The organism is Methylobacterium sp. 391_Methyba4 (genome assembly GCF_029691625.1).
GTDB lineage: Bacteria > Pseudomonadota > Alphaproteobacteria > Rhizobiales > Beijerinckiaceae > Methylobacterium > Methylobacterium fujisawaense.
In genome coordinates this window covers 2,157,993-2,179,198 of the sequence record NZ_CP121475.1, presented here as the reverse complement: position 1 = coordinate 2,179,198, position 21,206 = coordinate 2,157,993, and the positions used below count along the sequence as shown (strand labels likewise).

Below are 21,206 nucleotides of genomic sequence, written 5' to 3'. Positions count from 1 at the left end.
AAGGCGCGACGGGTAGCCGACCTCAGGCGCGGTTCTTGAAGCGCCAGCTCTCGTTGCCGGTCTCGACGATCTCGCAGTGGTGTGTGAGCCGGTCGAGCAGCGCGGTCGTCATCTTGGCGTCGCCGGCAAACACCGCCGGCCATTCCCCGAAGGCGAGGTTGGTGGTGACCACGATCGAGGTGGTCTCGTAGAGCTTGCTGATCAGGTGGAACAGCAACTGCCCGCCCGACTGCGCGAACGGCAGGTAGCCGAGTTCGTCCAGCACCACGAGGTCGAGGCGGGCGAGGTGGTCGGCGATGCGGCCCTGCCGGCCGGCCCGCGCCTCCGCTTCGAGCCGGTTGACGAGGTCGACCACGTTGTAGAACCGAGCCCGGGCCCCGTCCCGGATGCAGGCCCGGGCCATCGCGATGGCCAGATGCGTCTTGCCGGTGCCGGTGCCGCCGACCAGCACGACGTTGCGCTGGTGGGCCAGGAACTCGCCGCCGGCGAGATCGCGCACCAGCATCTCGTTGATCGGCGTGCCGGCGAAGGCGAACTCGGCGAGGTCCTTGGCCAGGGGCAGCTTGGCGATCGTCATCTGGTAGCGGATCGAGCGGGCCTGCTTCTCGCTGATCTCGGCCTGGAGCAGGTCGCCGACGATCTGCTGCGGCTCGTGGGTGCGCTTGACTGCGACCTTGATGATCTCGTCGTAGGCCGCCTTCATCCCGAACAACTTCAGCTCGCCCATCGTGGCGAGGATCTGCTGGCGTTCCATCATCGGGCTCTCCTCAGGCTGTCGTAGCGGGCGCAGTCGGCAACGGGTTCGTGGCGCAGCCGCAGACCCTCGGGCGTCGGGAGGGTGACGGCGGCAGCAGGCTCGCGCTGGCGAGCCAGGATGTTGAGGACGACGTCGGCCGAGTGGACGCCTTCGCGCAGCGCCTCGGCACAGGCGGCTTCGACCGCGGGCAGGCCATCGCCGAGCACGGCGGTGAGGATCTCGACCATCTGGCGGTCGCCGTCGGCGCTGCCGGCAAGCTTGCGCCGGATCCGGTCGAGGGCGGCGGGCAGAACCCAGTCCTTGAACGGCGCCCCGTTGCGCAGCGCGCCGGGTTTGCGGGCGAGCACGGGAACGTAGTGCCAGGGATCGAACACCGTCTGGCCACGGCCGAAGGCGCGGGCATGCTCGGCAACGATGCGGCCGTCCTGGCGGATCTCGACACGCTCGGCGTAGGCGCGCACCTCGACCGGACGGCCAATGGCCGAGGCGGCCACCGAGTACTTGTTGTTGTCGAAGCGCACGAGGCAGGTCGAGGAGACGGCGGCCGGCACGGCGTGGAAGCCGTCGAAGCAGCCGGCATAGGGCACCAGCGCCGCCCGCTCGGCCTCGAACCGCTCCCAGACGCTGCGCTCGCGCTCCTCGGGATGAGGATGGGCCTTGGCGTAGGCGATCACCCCGTCGAGCAGCATGGCGTTCAGTTCGTCGTAGCTCTTCACCCGGATGCGCGGGGTGAACAGGCGCTCGCGCACCAGCCCGACCTGGTTCTCGACCTGCCCCTTCTCCCAGCCCGAGGCCGGCGTGCAGGCCACCGGCTCGACGAGATAGTGCGAGCACATCTGCAGGAAGCGGCGATTGTAGGCGCGCTCGCGCCCGACGAAGATCGTCTCCACCGCGGTCTTCATGTTGTCGTAGATCCCGCGCTGGCAGGCACCGCGGAAGAAGGCGAACGCCCGGTCATGGGCGTCGAAGACCATCTCCTGGCTCTCACGCGGGTAGGCCCGCACGAACAACATGCGCGAGTGGCAGAGCCGGACGTGGGCGACCTTGACCGTCGTGGTCACGCCGCCGATCAGCACGATCTCGTGGCTCCAGTCGAACTGGTAGGCCTCGCCCGGGGCGAAGGAGAGCGGCACGAAGGCGGGCGCCGTGATGGCAGTGCGCTCCCGCTTCCAGCCCTTGGCGTAGCGGCGCACCGCGTCGTAGCCGCCCTCGTAGCCGAGACCGCGCAGCGCCTCGAACACCCGGATCAGGGTCAGCCGCTCGCGCGGCGGCCGGCTGGCGTTCGTGGCCAGCATCCGGTCGAGGTCGTCCCGCCATGGTCCCAGCTTGGGCAGCGGCTGCACCTCGCGCTCGTAGGCGAAGCTGGTGGCTCCCGAGCGGATGACCTTGCGCACGGTGTTGCGGGAGACGTGCAGGTCGCGGACGATATCCTTGATCGACCGGCCGCGAATGAAGAACTCGCGCCGGATGCGCGCAATCGTGTCCACGCCCTTCATCCCCCACCACCCGTCCGGTCGTCCCGGAGGGCAGTCTGCGAGAGCAAGTTTCAGGGGGTCAGAATTGGACGCCGATCCCCCGCATCAGGGGGTCAAAGTTGCACGCCGAAACACACACGAAGCGGGCCAAGCGAATGCACTGTCTCATCTCTACGAAGCCGTAGACGAGGCGGCCGATAGTATGTTGAGGGCCGCAAGCGCGAACGATCTCCGCGACGTGCAGGACGGTTGGAAGAGTTTCATCCAGGAACTCGGGCGCGCTGAAACGCAGTTGCGCCGTCATTGGAAGCTGATCGTCGAGCGTGACTTCCGCCCGCTTGCCGTGATCGGGCGATTGCTCGAAGCGATCGAAGCCACATCGGAGATTGGGTCACGTTACATCGCGTGCGGTGAGGCCGCGGAACGCTCGAGTGACCTGACGGCCTCTGCTACCTCTTGGCGCGATGTTGTCGTTCAACTCGGGCACCAGAGGTTTGCGCTGGAGAAAGAGCGACACTCCCTGACAGAAAACGCCGAGGTCGACACATTCTTGGATGCGCTCGCAACAGGGCAAGCGACGCTGCGTCACGTGACGCAGGATGTCCGAGATTGGCTCGACCGCAACCAAGCGCTTGAGGGTTTCTCGGTTCGTAGCCGCGGCTGAACCGTCCATAGGCTTTGCAGCGAGAGCCGAGTGACAACTCCGCCCTACATCTGAGCTCGACTGGTGCTTAATTGAAGGGAAGCGCTTTTCGCGCGATCCGTTGACCAAGCCTCCTCGCCTTTCGGGCAAGGAGGCTCTGTCAAGAGCAGAGGAAGCGTGAGAGTAAGCTCCGGCTCGTTGACGTCTCAACGAGATCATCGGACATGAGGTTGCTTCCTTGGTGGAGGCAGGCCTGGCACCCGTCGGGGCAAAGGCGAATGCCGAGGCGATAGACCTGCTCGGCCAAGCGTGCCGATGGCGCGAGTGACTCGGTCTGGTCCGCGTCTTCCACCTCCCCATAGGCCCGCAAAAGACGCTGCAGGATCGGCCGTGTTCCCATCTCGGCGTCCGCGACAGTCGCGCTGACAGCCTCCCAGGTTCCGGCAGGGCGACCGAGGCGCTCGACGAGAGCGGCCTCGCTGGCGCGGATTTCCAGCGCGAGGTCGATGAGTTCGAACCGCTCGGCCCCGACGGATTCGGCACCGAACAGGATGCGCAGGATCAAGGCTAGGGAGACGGAGGGGGCGCTTCCCTCTGAGATCGGAGCGCCGAGTTCGGCTGCCAGGGTGCGAACCTGCTCGAGATTTCTTGGATCATACATGCGCCACCGCGCGCGCTCCGACACGGACGCCGCGAGGAGGCGCTCCATGATCGCATCCTCGGCCGCGTTCGGGCAAGTGGTGAAGAAGCCGTCGTGCCAGTGCGCGGCGGCCTCGGACCAGCGTGCGAGGAACGAGCGCGTGGTGCCGTCCCCGTAAGCGCCCGCCTCGGCGACCGTGATGATATCGTCCGCGCGATCGCCAAATTGGAGAGGGAGGCGGGCGTGGATGAGCACCTCGCGCTCGTCGCCATGCCCGAGAAGGACGAAGGACTGTTTCAGGCGCAATGCGAGACCGTGGACCACGACGCCGCGGAGGTAGCCCGCAAACATCGCATCGGAGCGCGCGTCCTGGAGTGCGGCTTGAAGCACGCCCTGGAATTCCTGGCCCCCGGCGACTTCGCCGAGGCGCGTGACACGGCGCTCGGAGAGTTGCGGATGTGCCAGCAGGTGGGTCCGCCACGTGTCCATGAGGAGCCGACTGAGTTCCCCGCCATCCCAGAAATGCAGCAGGGCGTTCAAGCGGGTGCGAAGGTCCGGGTGCGCGGCGGCCGTGACGATGAGATCGGCGGCCCGTCGCGCCTCGTAGGTGTTGGCGCGGGCGCTCTGGGCGCGGCTCGCCACTTGGTGGCGGAGCAGTTGCGCGCGGTGCCAGCGTCCTTCGGGAGTGTCGCGCAGACGATCGGCCTCTTGTCCGACGAAGGCGTCGAGGCGCTCGCGATCGAGGTGCAGGCGGACGCCCTCGGTCTCGACGCGGTAACCGTGCAGGAGCGTTTCGGTCGTACCCGGTCGCGTGAACCGCTGGGTGAGATAGACGTCCTCCGCCTGGGGATCCTCCAATCGAACCTGAGCGTCCCCGCCCCAGTATAGATGTGTCACAGCCAAACCCGTGCGTCGGGCCGAGACGCCGCGCCCGACGAACTGTTCCGCGCGCGTTGCGCAGGCGGGCAAGGTCGCGCGAGGAAGGGTTTGCCCGAGCGCCGGATCGGCGCGAACGACGAGGAAACCGCGAAGCGCCCCCCGGCTCTGATGATGCACGGGGGACGCTCCGCCCCCGATGGGTGTCGAGAGCGGGACTACCTGCCCCGGTCCGCCGTGCTGCACCGAGGACGTGGGGCCGGATCCTGTCACTCCCCAGGCCGGTTCCCAGTCGGCCCCCCACATCCGACCCGCCGTCGCGAATTCGACGACCCGCGGCCGGCAGATGCGAGGATGGATCTCGGTACCGATCTCGGTCCGGGCTCCGTCAGGCAATGCATCGATGAGGGTTGCCGGGTCAAAGCCCTCTGTCGGAAAGTACGCCGCTTCACGGTAGCTCTCTGGCGTAAGCCAGGGTGCCTCGCCCTGAATGGGCACGATCCAGTGTAGGTAACGGCCATCGTAGCGCCGCGTGATGTTGCCAGGTGCGGCGGTCGCGAGCGCGAGCGACAACGGTTCAGGTCGCAGTGGTGTGCCCGTCGCGGCATCCTCGGGTACGCGCACTCCGGCCGCGAGGGCGTCGGAGGCGTTGAAGAGCACTGTCGCTACCCAAGGCAAAGCTTCGCGCAGGCCTGCGAGGCTGCGCGGGCGATCCCCGCGGTCAAGTTCGAGCAGTGCATCAGACCAAAGCGCAGGGAGGTCGGCGATCCCGAGCGAGGCGCACAGGTCCGGGCCGAAGGCGACGTCGACGAGGTCTTGCGCGAAGCTGAGAGCCGCCGGATCTGGCCTTAGGTCCGCGTTCAGCGCAGGCCGTCCGCGCACGCCTTCGAAACGCGCGAACCCGTCGAGCAAGGCTGCAACGGCCTGTCCTCGGCGCACGAAGAAGTTGCTCGGGTTGAGCGGAACGCCGAACCCACCCGCTTCCAGCATGGTGCTTGGCCGGCGAAAGTACCAACTGTCCCGAGGCGAGTAGAGCGACAGGGTCACGCCGGTGATGGGTCGGTCGTTCACGCCCCGGCCACCCCGCCCTTTGCGCTGGACGAAGCTCGCCAAGTTACGTGGGGCGTAGTGCTGGTACACGAGGGCCATGTCCGGATCGTCGTACCCCACCTCGAGCGACGAGGTCGCGAAGACGAGATCGGCACCTTTGATGAGGGTTTCGACCCTTCCTCCTGTGCCAGAGTAGACCGGCGTCTCGGCGACCGCGAGGGGTTGGCCTGGCCTGCGGCGGCCCTGCGCGCCGACCTGGCGGCCGTCTGTCGCCGCGAAATGCCAGCATTCGCCCTCGCGGAAGGCGTCGCAGCCGAGCGGTTCACCACAGCACTGATTGCGCGGCTCACCGGTGAGCGGGTCGTCGTCGTACATTCGGGTCCGATAGGATGCGAGGCGACCGCCTTCCTCGGCGTCAAGATAGTCGCCGTGTAGGCGCCGGAGCTTGTCGATCGAATCGAGGAAGACGATCCCGCGGTATCCGCCCTCTGCGCCGGTCCGCCGACGCATGCCGTGCGCGAGGCACATCAAGCTCTGGATCGTCGTCGAGGCTCCCGCCACGTCGCGTCCGCGCGACTCGACCTCCGGTTGAGCGAAGTAGAAGTATTCGCGACCCCGCGGGTTCTCGTCCGACTCTCCGGGTTGCGGAGCCAACGTTGCGACCGCAGGTCGATCGATGAGACGCCCCCAGGCGTCGGCCGGATCGCCCAGGGTCGCGCTCATGCCGATCGCGAGGGGAGGGCGCCGCTCCGGATGATTCGTCTGTAAGCGCGCGAGCAGGCGGCGGAACGCGTAGCCCACCTGTGCGCCGTGGCCGTGCGTGTAGAGGTGGATCTCGTCGGCGAGGAGGGCGCGCGGAGGATGAGAGGCTCCGCCCGCCCCATCACCGAAGAGTGCGCCGGCGCTGGGATCGTGTAACCACTGGTGCAGGGACTCCGTCGTCGGGAGGAACAAGGATGGCGGCGTGTTTCGAAGGCCGCGCTTGGTCCCGATCCATCCGTCGTAGTGCCACCCGCAAGCTTCACAGGCGAGCCGGTCGGCATTCGAGCGGCCTCGTCCAAGTTGCATCTGCAGAGTGCTGCTGCAGCTGGGCTCCGGACAGGGGAAGAGGGGGAACTCGTAAGAGCCGGTCGTCGACGCACGACGCCAACCGCTATCGCCGCCGCGGGAGGCGATGTGCTCGAGCGCCGCTTCGTCCCGCGGCACCTGTGCATTTTGGAGACCCAGCGTGACGAGTGGTCCGTCGGAGCCTGCTGCGAGCGCGGCGGCGTAGCGGACCAAGCGCTGAGCTTGGTTGGCCGCGAGACGCACGCGCGGATAGACCAGGATCGCGCGTGTCCCCCGGATCCCACCCAGCGCATCGGCGAGCGCCCCGGCGATGAGCGGAAGGCAGGCGGCCTCGGTCTTGCCCGACCCGGTCTCCGCCGTGACCACGAACGCGTCCGGCCGCGCGGGCGGCTCGACCTCGCCGTGCCAAGCGCGCGAGAGCGACACGAGGGCCCGCGCCTGGAAGCCGGCGATGCCCGGATCGGCGGCTTGCCACAGCCGCTGTAGCGACCCTTCGAGGAGCCCCAGCGCCTGCACGGCTTCAGGGCGGTCGGAGAGGCTCCCGCGCAGTTCACCGATCGGCTCGGACAGCGGCGTTCGTCGCTCGGGCTTGCGCCGATCGCGGATCTCGACCTTCGAGCCGCGCACGAGGTATGGGCGCCGGGTCGCGTCCCCTTTGGCGAAGCGCTGCTTGACGTAGCGCAGTTCACGAGCGAGTTCGGCCATACGGCTGCGCACGCGCTCGTCCTCGCAGAGGAGCACGTGTCCATGCTCGCGCAAGCGGTCGAGGGCTGCATACACACCGCGCTGCGCCCTACGATCGCGCAGGTGCCGCATGATCTCCGGGACGGCCGTCCATGCCTCGACGACCCCGAAATTGATGCGGCGCGCTTCGATGTCCTCGAGAGCATTCAGAACACGGAAATCGTCGTCCGTCAGTGCCTGCGAGGGGGGAGGAGAGGGGGGTTCCGCGACGCTCGAACCGCTGTTTCGTGGCAGATCGACCGTGAGATCACCCCGCGCGGTGCGCTCGAGGACGACCGATCCGGGCTCGCGCGCGAGATCCTCCAGGATCGGCAGGAGCACGTCGTTGCCCTCGCGATCCATCCAGACGAAGCGATGGCGGACATTGCTGTAGAACGGCGCTCTGCGGTTGCGGCGTGCACCGATCACGACCTCCTCGAGGCGTGAGGCGACCGTCGCTGGGTCGGCGGCGTAGGGTACACGGGGCGGATCACGCGGCTCGGCGACCCAGAAAGGCCCTCGCGGGCTGCGGGCCTGCCGCAGCCCAATCAGGCCCAATCGAAAAAGATCGCGCCAGGTGTCAAAGGGCAGGCCGCGACGCGCGAGGCGGCGCTCGACGTCGGAGACGGTCGCGGTACCGTATTGCAGGTTGGCCGCAGCGCTCGCTCGGATGGCGTCGAGCAGGTTCTGATGATCCGCCGTGAAGGCCGGCTCCGGTTCCACGGCGATGGACGTCAGTGCCGGGGACGGCTCGATCGCAGGCAGGGCCGCGAGATCGTCAAAGCCCTGCACCCGTACGGCGACGCGGACGCGCTCGCCATCGGGCCCGGGCAGCGTGACGGTCCCGACCTCCGCACCCGAATAGACGTATTCGCGCAGCAACTCCGCGGAGGCGAGGTCGTCCTCGTCGGACGGCACGGCGTCGAGCAGACGACGGCTCACGAGCAGAATGAGTTTCGTACGCGCGCGAGTCGTCGTCACGTTGAGACGTTCGCGACCGAAGATGAACGACGCCTCGGCCAGCGCGAACTCGGAGTCCGCAACACAGTAGGACGCGATGATGGCGTCGCGTTCCTTGCCCTGGATACGATCGACCGTCTCGACCACAGGGTTGTGGCCGGCACGATCACTCAAGGCCGAGCGGATCTCGGCGTTCTGGGCACGGTGCGGGCTGACGATCGCGAGGTGGTCCTGCCAGAAGGCGTCATCGTCCACCGCTCCGCCATCGCCGGGAGACACGACACGGGTTCGCAGGCGAACGGCGAGGCGCGCGGCGAGGAGCGCCTCGAACGGGTTCGCGGTCGCCGCGGAGGGCCCGTTGTAGACAAGGGAGACGATCGGGTAGGCGGGATCGAGCGCGATCCGCTCCCAACCCTCAAGGCCATCCGACCAGCCCTCGCTCAAGGCGAGGCGACTGTTCCTCACGGGATCCGCCGAGCGGTAGGCACGCGGGTAGAAGTGGCGTTCCGGGAATGCAGCAAGCGGCCCGTTGAGGCGAAAGGTCTCGTCGAGGGCAAACTCGGCGGCACCGACCGATTGAAGGAAGTGATAGAGCGATCCACCGACGGCGCGGCCGTCGAGGACGGCTTCATGAGGTGTGCGCACCGGCGGCAGCTGCCGGTGATCGCCGGCCACGACGACCCGTCCATCTTCGGCGAGGCCGGCCAATGCCATGAGGCCGTGGCCCAGAACCATCTGGCTTGCCTCATCGATGGCAACCAAGTCGAACAACGGGGCGGTCCAGCCGTCAGCGCCATCGACCCGCGCCTGGCTCAGCAGGCGGTTCAACGACCAGATCGATGCGCCCACGACGACGGTGTCGCCCTGCAAGGCCGCGACGGCGTCGTCCACACCGCGACCGGTCAGCCGCCCAATGTGCTCGATGCCGGCAGCGAGCCCCGAAGGGGGAGCGTTGCCCAAGAATAGCACGCGCGGCGGCTCCGACAGATAGGTCTGCGTTCGCCGGTGCACGGTTTCGAGCAGGTGCCCGATGGCGTTGCGGGTGAAGGCGGTGACGAGGATCCGTGCAGGTAAGCCCGCCTCGCGTCGTGCCCAGAGATGGCCTGCGATAAGCCACCCCAGGAGGTGCGTTTTGCCAGTCCCTGGGGGCCCTAGGACGAGCGAGGCGCGGTGATCGGCCATCTCCCGCCAGGCGCGCTCCTGAGCCGGACGCAGGGCTCGATCGGCGTGCGCGACGATTTCGGGTAAGGCGAAGTGCGAGAGGCCCCTCAGCCACGTTCGCCCGCTGGCGGGCGGGAGCGAGGCGGAGAATGTGCCGGGCTGCCGAAGGAATGCGAGAAGGTCGTCTCGGACGGTCACGCGCGCGCCCCTTGAACCGGCTCAGCGCCGAGGTGACGGAGGAATCCTGCCGCCCGGACCGTGTTCACGTCACGGAACACGCGGTCGATGAACCAGCGCGTGGTGTCGTCCGAGCGCGTTCGCATCGCGGCAAAGATCGGCCCGTCCCAGACTGCGGCATCGACGGTGACCAGAAGCCGCCCCGGATTATGCGGGGTGTCCGGCTCGACGATCCGGCATGAGGTCGCGTCCCAAAGAGCCGGGCTGAGCCGGACGTCCGGATCATCGTCTGTGAGGATGAGGTCGAAGTTCGCTGCCGAAAGATCCGAGTTGCGGCTCTCCGGCGGCACCTCGAACAGGGCCCAATGCTGTCGCCGGGTGCGATTCTGACCGGAGCGCAGAAGGCGAAGATCGGCGATGCAGCGTCCGGTGTCGCGCCGCCGCTGGGCCGGTTGGGCGAGATCTACCAGGGTACCGAGGAGGCCGGAGCGGTTTTCCAGGATCTCGAACGCCTGCAGAACGTCGAGATCCTCGGCCTCGAGCGGGTCGAACGTAGCCTGGAAGCGGAACGGGCGCTTGGCGAGACGCAACAGCGGGGTCCCGCCTGCCGAGACAGCCCTGCGGTTCTCGGCGAGCAGCCAGTTTGCCAGCGCCCTCGTGGCAGACAACCGCGCCCGGACGTCGTCCTCGACTTCCGCCCGTGTCGGCGTGTACGCGCGAGGGGTCGCGAGCGCGCGTATGACGTCGATGGAGAGAAGCGAAGAGAACGGGCGGGCGAACCCGTCGGCCGGCGTGTAAGCCTCCTCGAGAAGCCCCTCGGCGAACAACGCCCGCGACACCCCCCTGAGATCATAGGCGCTCATCACCGGCACGGCGAACAACGCCTCGATGACGTTGCGCAAGGCGGTCGCAGGCAAGTGGTGGACGCCGCGAAATTCGGGTTCGGGGACGACATCCTCGGGCGGGAACATGCGCACCATGTGCAGGAGACCGGTCCGGATCCGCGGGTCCTGCAGGTGGCGCGCGATCGCCGCCTGCAAGTTCAACACTTCAGCCGGTTCGTAGAAGAGGATATGCGCGTGGATGGCTCGAGCCGGGTCGAGATCCGCGTCGGCGTTGTGAGCGTCGATCGCGGAGAGATCCTGCACCACGGCGGCGAGGATCTCACAGAGTGCGTCCACCTCCGCATTTGGCGCGGTCGCCCCGGCGATGACGCGCACGACCTCGCGCCGGCGACCGCCGGCATCCTCGTACGCGTATCCGATCGTGGCCAAACGATTTTCGATGGGATCGTGATCGACGAGAAGGAGGAGTGTCGCGTCGATACGGGCTGGCATCAGGAAGGTTGTGGCCTCGGCAAGCCTTCGGGTTCGACCTTGGGTCAAGGCTTGAGCACGTTGGACGAGGCGCTCGGCGTGACGCTGAAGCGTCCATCCTCCCTGACGACCGCGCAACAAGCCTTGAGCACCTGCGAGCGCGCCGACTGAGCGCACACCGAGATTCAAAAGTGTCCGCTTGCTCTCATGGGAGAGACCCGGCACCGCAGACAGATCCCGCGTCTCCGGAGGAAGCTCTTCTCTGATCGCGCGCGAGCAATGGCTCAGATACTCACACTGTTCACACTTGAAATAGAGATGGAAAAAAGTCTCATCGCGCCCCGCGCCGACGTCTTTCCTGATGAGACTGGGTAGTGTCTGACCACAGAACTCGTCAACGAGACGGAGGAAGGGCGCCAGTGGGAACGGGGCGACGACCCAGTCATCTCCATCGCTATCGCCATCCTCCGGCACATGCCAGATCTCACCATCGCTCGCGATCTGCGCGCGCACGCCGAGGTCGCTGAGCACGCTTTCCAGAATGCGCGCATAGAAGGCGACTTGGGCTTTGTGAAACGGTCGCGGGTTGCGTGTGGCCTTGACGTCGATCACGCGGAAAACGGGTACGTCGCCGGTGCGGTCGACCCCGACGAGGTCGGGGTAACATGTGCGCAGATTGAGAGGATTGTCAGGAGCAAGAAAGGTCGGACGAACGCGGCGCGGCTTCAGGCTGAGTTGAGTCGCGTAGGGGAGTGCGAAGGCACCCCGCAGGAAGGCGAAGCTGTCGACTTCACCGAGATGATCATCATTCGAGGACGGGCGCAGAACGCCCTGCTCGCGATGCAAACGCGCGATCACTCTGTCCTCGTAATCCACGCCGAGCGCGGCCCAGGCCGTCGGGCGCCGGTCTCGCGACACGCTGGCGGCTTCCAGATCAAGGGCATCCATGATCTCATACCGAGCCTTGCGTTCGCAGCGATATTGGAACCAGTTTTTGACGACCGTCGCGCTGACGCTCAAACTCATTTTATATATTCCATCTCAAGTAAATTATATCAACGCCACATAGTCCGATACGATGCTTGAGCGAATGCTCTATAATATCTGACATTCATCCCAGATGCCGGTCGCTTGCTGAGTGCTTCGACGTTTATCATTTTGTGCGACACGCGTCGTCACGAATGACGGAGCTTTTCAACCAGGACCGCGCCTTGTGCCGCGCCGGCAACCCGGGTCAGGACAGCGGGGATCGCCAGCTTGTGGAGCACGTAGCGTCCGCCCCTCGTCTTTGCAGCCGTCCGTTCTCGCACGGTCACGCCGCGTTCACGGCTCGGCCGAGAGGGCGGTAGCCGGCGATATGGCTCCCCATCGGCGCGGACTTGCCGTACGTGGCACGCAGGACATCGCGCGGCCTCGGAGAGCAGCCGAGCATGGGACGGCCGACCGCGGATTCTCTCCCGTCGGGACTCGGCCCGATCGCGGGCGCACGGGGTCACCTCGGCGGCTATCGACACAAGAGCACCCGTTCAAAGGCGGCGATATCCTCTCCTTGGACGGAGGCAATGGCCGCACGATTTCGCAAAATGAGAACGCGAGTTTTTATGCGTGAGACTGTTCAGGCTTAGGCCGAGGAATGTTCATGCTTCCTCGTGCCGGTTCAAATCTCATCCTCGAGCCTGTCCTCCTCGCCGATAACGTTGCCATTACGCTGATAGCCCTCGCAGAAATAACGGAAGTCGCACGCCGCACACGTCTTACCGTCCCGGCAATCGTCCACCCAGGTCTGGAGGATGCTGACGGCCTCATCCTCGCGGCGGACGCAGTCCTCGATCCGGGCTACGGTGTCATCGAAAGCGCCGGTGGCCTCTTCGATGCTCATGTCGTCAACGGGGACGACGCGCACCGCTCGCGAGAGCAGAAAACTCGGGCTGAAGTCGGCGCGTGCGCCCGGCCGCCAGTTCTCCAACATCCGCCGATCGCTGTCGAAGACTGGCCCAACATCCGTGCGGTCCTTGCCCAAGGCCGCCTTCAGCGCGAGCACATCCCCTTCGCCCGGCGCGAGTTCGTTGACGTAGATCAGGATGCCGGCGGCGACACGGCGACTTCGGCGCTGCTCATGGCGCAGCCAGGCGTAGGTCTGAACCTGCCACTCGCCGTCGCGCCACTCGCGCGTATCGTTGTCGGGGCGGCGCGTGCCCTTATAATCGACGATCACCTCAAACTCGCCGGCGAGATTAGGGCACCGCGCTTGGACGGCCTGTCGGATGAGATTGTCGGTGGGCGCCGTGCCGAGTTCGAGCTCGGTCAACACATCGATGACGCCGGTGAGCGCGTACTTTTCAGCCCGATGCGCGTTGGCGATCGCGCCGGGTATGTCGCGCGTGCCGATAACCCGCTCCTCGGCCTCCGCGATAAGCGGGAATAAGTGCGGGCCGAGCATATTCACGGCCGCCTCGGCCCGGCGGTAGGCGGCGAGCCTCGCCTTGCGGCTGCGGGCGCGCTTGTTCTGGTTGAGGAGCGACTCCTCGACCGGCCAGCCGAGATTGCGCAAGTCGAACGCGGCGAGGCCTTCTGGGGGCTTCTCAATCCGGTCAGACAGGTTGAGACGCGTGTAGGGGAGCGGAAAAGGTAGGCCGCCCTCACTCTTACAAAGCCGGTACACATTCTCCAGGAGCCCGTGGATGAACTCGCCGTACCAGAGCTGCACGGGCCGCGACGGCGGTAGGGCGCTGCCATTCTGGTAGCGGTACTGCCGCGCGCAGCGGCGGAACGACAGCAGGTCGCCGGTCAAGGAGTACTCGGGGACGATCCGGTCTGGGCGCTTGCGGGCGATGCGCATCTCAGATCCTGACGAACGGCAGTCGGTCGGCGTCGACCGGTGGCGGCCGCAGCGACGGATCACTCAGCCAGGCCCAACTCTCGTCGCGACGCCAGAACTTCGCGACGTTCTTGATCTTCGTCCTGAACTGTAGCCCCTGCTGGCAGCCGACCAGCATCAGCAGGCTCTGCGGCCGGCTGTAGGCGACGTAGTAGAGGCGCACGAGGTCTTCGAAGGTGCGCTGCATGCCAGTCCGCTGACAGCGGGCAAGGCCAACCGGGGTCACGGCCGCTAAATCATCCTCCAGCCGCACCACCGAACTCACCTCGTCGGGGAAGCGCCGGAAGCGCTGGCTGCTGTGGTTCGTCTTGAAGTCCGACGAGACGTCGACGATCACAAGCGGGTATTCCAGTCCCTTGGCTTGGTGAATGGTCATGATGTTGAGTCGGTCGCGGGGCACGCTCGGCATGATGTCTTCGTCGACTTGGACGAGGTTCTCCGCGATCGGGGTAAGCACGTCGCGGATCGCGCCGTTGACCGAGCGCGTGCGGTGAGGCTCGTCCCGCTGGATGGCGGCCTTGTAGCCCGAGAAGGTCGCCGCTGCCGCGACTGTCCTGGTGATCGCCTCCAGGTAGACCTGCGCCTCGGGATCGTCCTGAAACGGCAGGAACCACGGCAGGAAGCTGTAGCAGACGTCGAGCAACGGCCACTCGGTCTCGTCTCCCTCGCCGCGAACGGCGAACGACCGCCAGCGTTCCACCTTCGCCGAGAGCAGTTCGCCGCGCGGGGAGCGCGGATTGGTGGCGAGCATCGTGTCGGCGGCGGCGCGCCACAGGTCGAGGAAGTCGTTGGCTTGGTTGGTGAGGAACGCCTGCTGTTGGCGCTCGCCCCGCAGGCCGGGCGCGGGCGAGGGGTCGATGCTGACGAGGGCAAGCCCGAGGAACTGCTGGACGATTTCAATGTCGCGCAACGCTCGGCCACGCGGGTTGAACACGGCGAGGCCCCGCGCCTCCAGAGCGCGCCGCAGGTGTAGCGGCAGCCGCTCTTTGCCGGGGGTACCCTTGTACGGCCGGCTGCGCTCAGCCACGGTTGAGGCCAGCAGCACGGCGTCACCGAGGTCGCCGCCCTCGGCGGGCAGGATCGGTTCGGCGAGCGTGTTCTCATGCGGGAGCGGGGTGCGTCCGCCCTGCCGGAACACCCTATGGAGGAATTCGGCGAGATCCGTCGCCAGCGTCGGGGCGTCGTCCCTGAACATGCCGATGACGCCGATTGCCGCGGAGCCGCTGGTTGAGACGACACGGCGCACGTAGGGTGCTGGTAGTGGCACCCGCGCGCCGGCGAAGTCCGGATCGTTGGCGACGTGCGCGGAGAAAAATTCGACGATCTGCTCGGACGATCGGTAGTTCTCCTCCAAGCAGACGAGTTGCGGTTCGGAGCAGCCGAGTTCCTGCTGAGCGCGTTCGCGGAAGTCGCGGAAGAGTTCGATTGTGGCGCCGCGGAACCGATAGAGCGATTGGTCGTCGTCCCCCACCACCGTGAGGCTCGCGCCGGTCCGGCGCACGAGTTCGAAGTAGATCGCCTCCTGCAGCGGGTTCGTGTCCTGGTATTCGTCAACCATCACCATACGCAGCGTTTGCATGCCGCGCGGCATGCGGCCCGCCCGGAGCCGCTCCAGGAACCGCCGCTCGAGCAGGGCAAAATCCATCTGGTTGGTGTTGGCGAGATAGCGCTCGTAGCGCTCCTTCACGCGAAGGATGGCCTGCCGGAACGCTCGGTCACCGTGCGGGGCGGCGTAGGCATCGAGGTCGACGCGGTCCTGCACCAAGCGATCGACGATGGTGCGCACGATCTCCGTCGCCTCGCCGTTGTTGCGAACTGGATCGCCGGTGAAGCTGTATCGGCCGAGGTAAGTGCGCAATGAGTCGCCCATATCCTGCAACTCGCGCCAAACCTCGCCGCGCCGGTAAAGAATCGTGCGCGCGGCCGACTGCTCCAGGATGACCGGGGGCGCCTCGTTCGGCTCGCGCATGTCGCGTACCGCGTCCTCGCAGATGCTATCGAGTGTGCCGGCGATGTAGCGGTTGACATCCATGGTCGACAGGTGCCGAACATGGTCGTGGTCTCCCGCCGCGATTGCCTCGGCGACGAGGTGCGCGCGCAGTCGCGTGCCCCATTCGGTCAACCTCGACCGGATCTCTCGTCCCGCCTTCTCGGTAAACGTCGTGATGAGCACGTCCTCGGGCGCGACGCCATCGACGAAGGTGAACCGCAGCGCCCTGAGCACCAGCGTCGTCGTCTTTCCCGTGCCGGGGCCGGCGACGACAAGCAGCGGAACCGCGCCTGACCCCGCAATAGCCTCGCGCTGCCGCTCGTTTGGGACATGCGTCGAGAGCGCCTGCGCAACGATACCCGGGAACGCTTCAAGCGTCGGCGAAGTGGCGAACATCGGCAATTCAGCCCTCTTCCGTTCGCTTGGCCAGGACCGGCGTTCGAGGCGCGAGGGCGGCATCGCCATCGGCAAAGATCGATCCGCGGTCGACCGCCTTGAGATCTTCAAACTCGTCGTCGCCGTTGGCCGGATTGGTGGACATCGTCTCGAGGCCCGCCATCACTCAGTCTCTACCCGCACGCGTGTCGTAATTGGTGCTCTTCCAGTCAGCCTCGAAGAAGCGTGCATCGAGGTCGGCTAGGATGTCGCGCGGATTGACATGCGCCTTCTCCGGATCAGCCACGTCCACGAACTCGCGCAGCCGCAGGTTGCACGCCCACGTTACGAGGGTCGCCGAGATGAAGCACGTCATGTAACAAAAAAGCAAAACCAGCAATCTCTCGCCTGCCGTCACGGCAATACAAGGATCACGATCTGTCAAATAGACAATCATCGACTCGGCTCCGCTAGGCTGAATTAGCTTTTTTGCTTTGCGAAACCAAGTGTCCCCTCCCGATCGCTTCCGCCGTTTCTCGGTCTTGGCGCATCTCACACCTGCATACCAAGTGGTCCGGAGATGGGATAGTGGGTCCTTCGTCGTTTGGGGTTGATCGTCGGGTACGGCGCCGGGCGATCTTCGCCACGGCGGCGGCCAGGCGTGCGTTGGCTTTGAGCCGTCGCTTCGAGCCAATCTGGCAGCGGGCGAGAGGGCGCTGTCGGCGACGCTGCGCCGTGTGCGTCCAGCGGGCGTAGCGCAGGGCCGGGATGGTGTCGCCGTCGCTGGTGGCGATCAGGCTATCGGACCGACAAGCCCGCTTTCCGCTTCAACCTTCGCCCGATCCTGTTCCTCGCGCGCGGCGCCGTCCTGTTCACGGCCGCTGTCAGCGCGCTGGGCGCGACCGTCGCCCCGCTGCGCGTCCTGAGGCCGATCGACGAACACAGCCGGGGGGGGGTGCCTGGCTGTAAACTTCCCCTCGCTGAGCCGAGCGGATCCGCCGCTCGCCCCCATGACGAGCGCGTTGGGCGCGCTGGTGCGCGCCCAGCGCGAGCGCAATTCGTCGGCGTCCTCCGTTGAGCGTCAAGCGAACGACCTCGCCGAACAACCGGAAGGTGCGCTCGTCATACTGGACGGAGGCGTCACGGTAGATCGCGACGATGCCTCGGGTGGCGCGAGCCGCCTTGCGATTGGCTGCGACGCGGGCGATCGCCCCCTGGGCGAGGTTTGCGGAGAGTCCATGCCGGGTGCGCACCGCCCGGTAGACCTCGGCGCGCAGACGCGCTTCGTTGGTCAAGCCGGCGGGCGTGTCGCGAACCACGGTCCGGCACGCTGCCCCGAACGCCCCGACAGTGGCGGCGAGAGCCGACCGGTCCTCGGGTGTGGGATCGAGTTTGCAGGGTACCGTGAGGATCTGCACGGCAAGCGTGTTCCCGTTTTGATCCCCAGCGGTCTAGCCGGAGACCGCAGCCCTCACAATGCGTAGTTCGCTGCCGCGGTTCCCTGCCTGAAGGCAGGGGGATCAACTGCTATTCGCTGAAAGTGGGCGCGCCGTTCCCACTCAAGGCCAGGATATCGGCCTTCAGGATCTAAGTCAGCGGAGTACCGCATAGCTGTCCTGAGAAGCCGCCTGCCCAGCGGGCGGAGTGGTCACAATCAGGCTGCCTCGCCTTGGCTTCGCCTGACCCTTCTTTTCGAGCCGTGCTTTTGCGTTTCATCAGCTGCGCCTTCGACGGGGCGCGTCTTTGCTGTCCCCAAACCCAACGTCCGCGCAAGCTCGGACCGTTTGGCGGCGTAAGTCTTGGCAACCATAGGATAATCAGACGGCAAACCAAACTTCTTTCGATACGTGCTTGCGTCAAGACCGTTCATGTGAAGATGTCGTTTTAAGGTCTTGTACGGCTTGCCGTTGATAAAACTGACAAGGTAATCGGGGTTAATTGAGGCTTTGATGCGTTCCGGAGAAATCGGCTCTGGCGTAAACGAAGGCCTCCGAGCCTCGCTCGTACCTCCGTCCGCTCCTTCGCGTTCCAAGCCGACACGCACGAGTTCGCGGATGAGGTCGCCACTGCTTTTCCCGAGCCGGGAAGCGCGGGCACGCACTTGATCGTCGAGAGCTTCCGGAAAGTAGACCGAGCGCAGAACGAGGTCGTCCTCGGCTTCACAATCCATGGCTGCCTCCGTACCCCCAGCGATTGGCCGGTCCACGCACATGTATAACGCTCGAGGAGTCGCGTTCATACCCCGCCGGGATCGAGACCTGTTCGCCGTCCGAGCCCAACGACCGAAATCGCGCCGTCGCCGTGACCACTTCGCGTCTCGGCGGATCGGGCATGGGATCAGGGCGGGGCGTACTTCCTGATGAGCTTGTCGGCCATCCATCCCAGGGCCATCAAGTTGCGGGCGGCGGGCCCAACCGCAGCGCCGCTTCCTGGAACGTGCAACCCAGGATGCGGGAACGGGTCACGCACCGCGAACGTCCCGTCTACGAGGCTCACACCGGACTGTTTGAGGGCATCGAGTGCAGCCTGCGCCGGCCGCTCAAGCAATTGCCTGAACCACAAGCCGTCGAACCCGCGGCAATCGACAGCGAGGGCGGCGGGCAGCCGTACGTTCGGCCCGCTCCCGCGTTTCACCACGACCCAGAGATCGTGCCCGCGGCCGCTCGGGGCGGGCTTGGTCGCGTAGTGATCAGCCCGGCCGGGGAAATAGGAGAGATTGCCGTGATCAGCGATGCGTTCCAAAACGGGGGCCCACACGGCACCAGCATCCAGCCGATCCAGGAATTGCTGCTGCTGCGTCAATGACCGCAGTGCCCAAGCGTCGTCGTCCCCGAAGAGTCGATTTTCGAACGCGTTCGGGATGCGCGCGTGCAACGTGGCTTGGCTGCCGACAATCCAGATGGGATTGCGCTCGAACCGCCGCGCCATCAGCCAACTCACAGCTGCCGCCGAAGTGCCCCCCGCCCCGATGACGACGACCGGATTCTCAGGATCGTCCAACAGCATCCGGACCAGGCTTTCCGATCTCCAGAGGTTCTCCCCATCAAGGACGCGCATCGTCGCGCCGGCCAGGGGGGCCACTGGTGGGCCGCTCCCCGTGATCACGACAGCGTCGTAGGCGTCGGGCAGCAACCCGCCAGAGGTGACCCGAACGCGCCACCCCGCAGCCGTATGTTTCAGACCCACGACCTCTTCGGTGATGAGTCGATCGGCCGAGCCCTGAATTGCCCAATCGATGTAGTCGGCGAACAAGCGGTGCGACGGCGCGGGACACCCCCTATCGACCCACCGGGCGTAGGCATCGCCACGGGAGATGAGGAAGCGCGTCCAAGAGAAATGCGCGAGCATGAACTCGGCCACATCGCGACCGTACGGATGGGACGCGTACGGAAATCCCAGGTCTCGGAGTGCGGGCGTGCACAGCGGGGTGGAGCCGTCGGAATAGCCATATCCGCCGCTCCACGCCGCCCCTGGCCGGGCGCGGTCGATGGCATGCACCTCGAGCGCGCTAGCGTGGCCGCACTCTCGCAGCGCCCTGCTCTTGGCTGCTATGGCCGCAGCCTTCGGACCTGCCCCGACGATGGCTATCCGTGTCATACCACCTCCAGGCAGCCGATGGAGCACCCGGTTCAGATCACGTCACAGCCCGGCTGCGCGACGGGCCGGGGAAGTCGTCGCCAGCAGATTTGTAAGAAGCGCCCTGTTCACCAATCGCGGATCGCGACCGAAGATCAGGGCAGCATCCATTTGTCTCCGTCACGGAGCAGAATTTTATCTTTGACTAGTCGACTGAGCTGAGGGCTTAGACTGCCTCGCTCGTAAGAATTACCGAGAAGATTGTTGACGTGAGGCAGGATTTCGAGAGTTGACATCCCCCTCCCATGTGTCCTCAGGACAATCAATGCGGCCTCTTTGATCGTCCGCGGGGGCGCCTGCGCTTCCACACCCTGCGGGTTCGTGCTTTCATCAGGCGAGTGCCCCAGAAGTCCCGTCACCCTCGGTTCGGGTAGATCAAGCCTCACAGCCTTGGCTGCCGTCCTGAGGCGGTCGATCTCTCCTTCAATCTTGAGAAGTTGCCGTCGCGTTTCCTCACGATCGCGGCACAGCGCCTCGTGCAAATCGAGGATCGTCGCGGCAACCCGATCTTCCTGAGGGGGATCGCTCATGGGTCTCGTCTACCAAGACTTGGGTCTCGTGGCAACTCGGGACCCGTCGCAGAATCGAACGGACCCAAGCCGCTCCGAACTGACCCGGATTAAGGGTCGATGGCACATCCACCTGCCCTCCAGGCACATCACCGGCGTGGCTGAGGCAACGTGATCGTAAACTTCGGGTCTCTCGGGTCAGTCTGGGGTCCAGCCATGTCGGTGTTGCGGCCATCGGTTTAACATCCTCCTCGCCCTGAAGGCCGAGGGTTCCTGCGGCTCACGCCGCAAGTTCCTGTTTCACCGGGGCTACGATCCGAACCAGGCCCGGCGGGTCCGACGCCCCCTCCACAGGCGATCGCCGGGGATCGGACCCGGCCCTGACCGCGAACCCCGTGGCCAGGATGTTCTGCGACGCGTTCGTGGCTGACGCCGCAGGCGTCACAGGTCCAGGTGCGGACGTGCAGCGCCGGCTTCGGACCGGGCCGATGGTGGGACCAAGGCCTGTGTGATCGCCGAAGCCGCAGGATGCGCCGTCGGCTTCCGACTCGCACCAGGACAGGCCTTGCCCCACGCCGTGCCCATGCTCGGCTGCCTACCCGGCCGGCTCTTGTAGGTCGTGGCTGCCGCGGCCACTCCAGCCGCGGCTTCCGCCGCCACATCCACGAGACGAGCGCCAAGACCGTCATTCCGTCCAAGCCCGACGAAGCGCCCGGTGCCCAGCCTGGATCTACGCCAATCGCAACCGCGTCGAGCGCTTGTGAGCGTGGCCAGAAAAGGGCGGGCGGTGGCCACCCGCTACGAGCAGACCGCCATCAGCTTGACCGCCGCTATCTGCCTCGCCGCTGCCTGCAATTGGAACAGGTGACGACAGACCCTCGCTGGCACACGCGCGACTTGACCCGCCAGCGGCGGTGGGGATTCTTTCCCGTGTGGTCTCGATCGAGACGCGCGCGCGCACGACCCAGCGTT

At 66.1% G+C, this 21,206-nt stretch carries 13 protein-coding genes and 1 pseudogene; 3 read left to right on the top strand and 11 right to left on the bottom strand.

The genetic code is table 11. The annotated features are described in order from the left end of the window. Positions 1–22: 22 nt before the first annotated feature. Positions 23–757, bottom strand: coding sequence for an IS21-like element ISMdi27 family helper ATPase IstB (gene istB, locus P9K36_RS10110; protein ID WP_278305569.1), 735 nt, complete (start codon positions 755–757; stop codon positions 23–25). After that, positions 754–2,253 (bottom strand): IS21-like element ISMdi27 family transposase, encoded by a 1,500-nt coding sequence (gene istA / locus P9K36_RS10105; RefSeq protein WP_278305570.1) that lies wholly within the window; start codon positions 2,251–2,253, stop codon positions 754–756. The genes istB and istA overlap by 4 nt, the downstream gene beginning before the upstream one ends. Positions 2,254–2,434: 181 nt before the next feature. On the opposite strand from istA, the gene P9K36_RS10100 reads away from it, so the two are divergent. Continuing rightward, positions 2,435–2,896 carry a hypothetical protein gene (locus P9K36_RS10100; protein ID WP_278306978.1) on the top strand — a complete coding sequence of 154 codons (462 nt, stop codon included), beginning with the start codon at positions 2,435–2,437 and terminating at the stop codon, positions 2,894–2,896. A gap of 139 nt (positions 2,897–3,035) precedes the next feature. Here the strand turns inward: P9K36_RS10100 and P9K36_RS10095 are convergent, their stop codons facing one another. The 6 genes from P9K36_RS10095 to P9K36_RS10070 form a co-directional block, all read right to left on the bottom strand. Then, positions 3,036–9,374: an AAA domain-containing protein gene (locus tag P9K36_RS10095; protein ID WP_278306977.1), complete on the bottom strand. Its 6,339-nt coding sequence runs from the start codon at positions 9,372–9,374 to the stop codon at positions 3,036–3,038. A gap of 173 nt (positions 9,375–9,547) precedes the next feature. Then, entirely contained in the window at positions 9,548–11,872 is a 2,325-nt protein-coding gene (locus P9K36_RS10090) for a hypothetical protein (protein WP_278306976.1), read from the bottom strand. Between the two features lie 631 nt (positions 11,873–12,503). Continuing rightward, positions 12,504–13,685 carry a PD-(D/E)XK nuclease family protein gene (locus P9K36_RS10085; RefSeq protein ID WP_278306975.1) on the bottom strand — a complete coding sequence of 394 codons (1,182 nt, stop codon included), beginning with the start codon at positions 13,683–13,685 and terminating at the stop codon, positions 12,504–12,506. A gap of 1 nt (position 13,686) precedes the next feature. After that, positions 13,687–16,110, bottom strand: a complete 2,424-nt coding sequence (locus P9K36_RS10080; protein WP_278307272.1) for a UvrD-helicase domain-containing protein — start codon at positions 16,108–16,110, stop codon at positions 13,687–13,689. Positions 16,111–16,117: 7 nt separating this feature from the next. Further along, complete coding sequence (locus tag P9K36_RS10075) at positions 16,118–16,273, bottom strand: hypothetical protein (protein ID WP_278306974.1); 156 nt, start codon at positions 16,271–16,273, stop codon at positions 16,118–16,120. 3 nt (positions 16,274–16,276) lie between these two features. Continuing rightward, complete coding sequence (locus tag P9K36_RS10070; RefSeq protein WP_278306973.1) at positions 16,277–16,546, bottom strand: hypothetical protein; 270 nt, start codon at positions 16,544–16,546, stop codon at positions 16,277–16,279. Between the two features lie 553 nt (positions 16,547–17,099). Here P9K36_RS10070 and P9K36_RS10065 point away from each other — a divergent pair. After that, positions 17,100–17,573: a hypothetical protein gene (locus P9K36_RS10065; RefSeq protein WP_278306972.1), complete on the top strand. Its 474-nt coding sequence runs from the start codon at positions 17,100–17,102 to the stop codon at positions 17,571–17,573. A 170-nt stretch (positions 17,574–17,743) separates the two neighbouring features. On the opposite strand, the gene P9K36_RS10060 is transcribed toward P9K36_RS10065, so the two are convergent. The 3 genes from P9K36_RS10060 to P9K36_RS10050 all read right to left on the bottom strand — a co-directional run bounded on the left by P9K36_RS10060 (position 17,744) and on the right by P9K36_RS10050 (position 20,255). Then, positions 17,744–18,259, bottom strand: coding sequence for a MucR family transcriptional regulator (locus tag P9K36_RS10060; RefSeq protein WP_278306970.1), 516 nt, complete (start codon positions 18,257–18,259; stop codon positions 17,744–17,746). A 167-nt stretch (positions 18,260–18,426) separates the two neighbouring features. Further along, complete coding sequence (locus P9K36_RS10055; protein ID WP_278306969.1) at positions 18,427–19,686, bottom strand: FAD/NAD(P)-binding protein; 1,260 nt, start codon at positions 19,684–19,686, stop codon at positions 18,427–18,429. A 134-nt stretch (positions 19,687–19,820) separates the two neighbouring features. Then, positions 19,821–20,255, bottom strand: coding sequence for a hypothetical protein (locus P9K36_RS10050; RefSeq protein WP_278306968.1), 435 nt, complete (start codon positions 20,253–20,255; stop codon positions 19,821–19,823). A gap of 472 nt (positions 20,256–20,727) precedes the next feature. On the opposite strand from P9K36_RS10050, the pseudogene P9K36_RS10045 reads away from it, so the two are divergent. Next, positions 20,728–21,102: pseudogene (locus P9K36_RS10045) on the top strand (transposase); the annotation flags it as partial. Between the last annotated feature and the right edge of the window lie 104 nt (positions 21,103–21,206).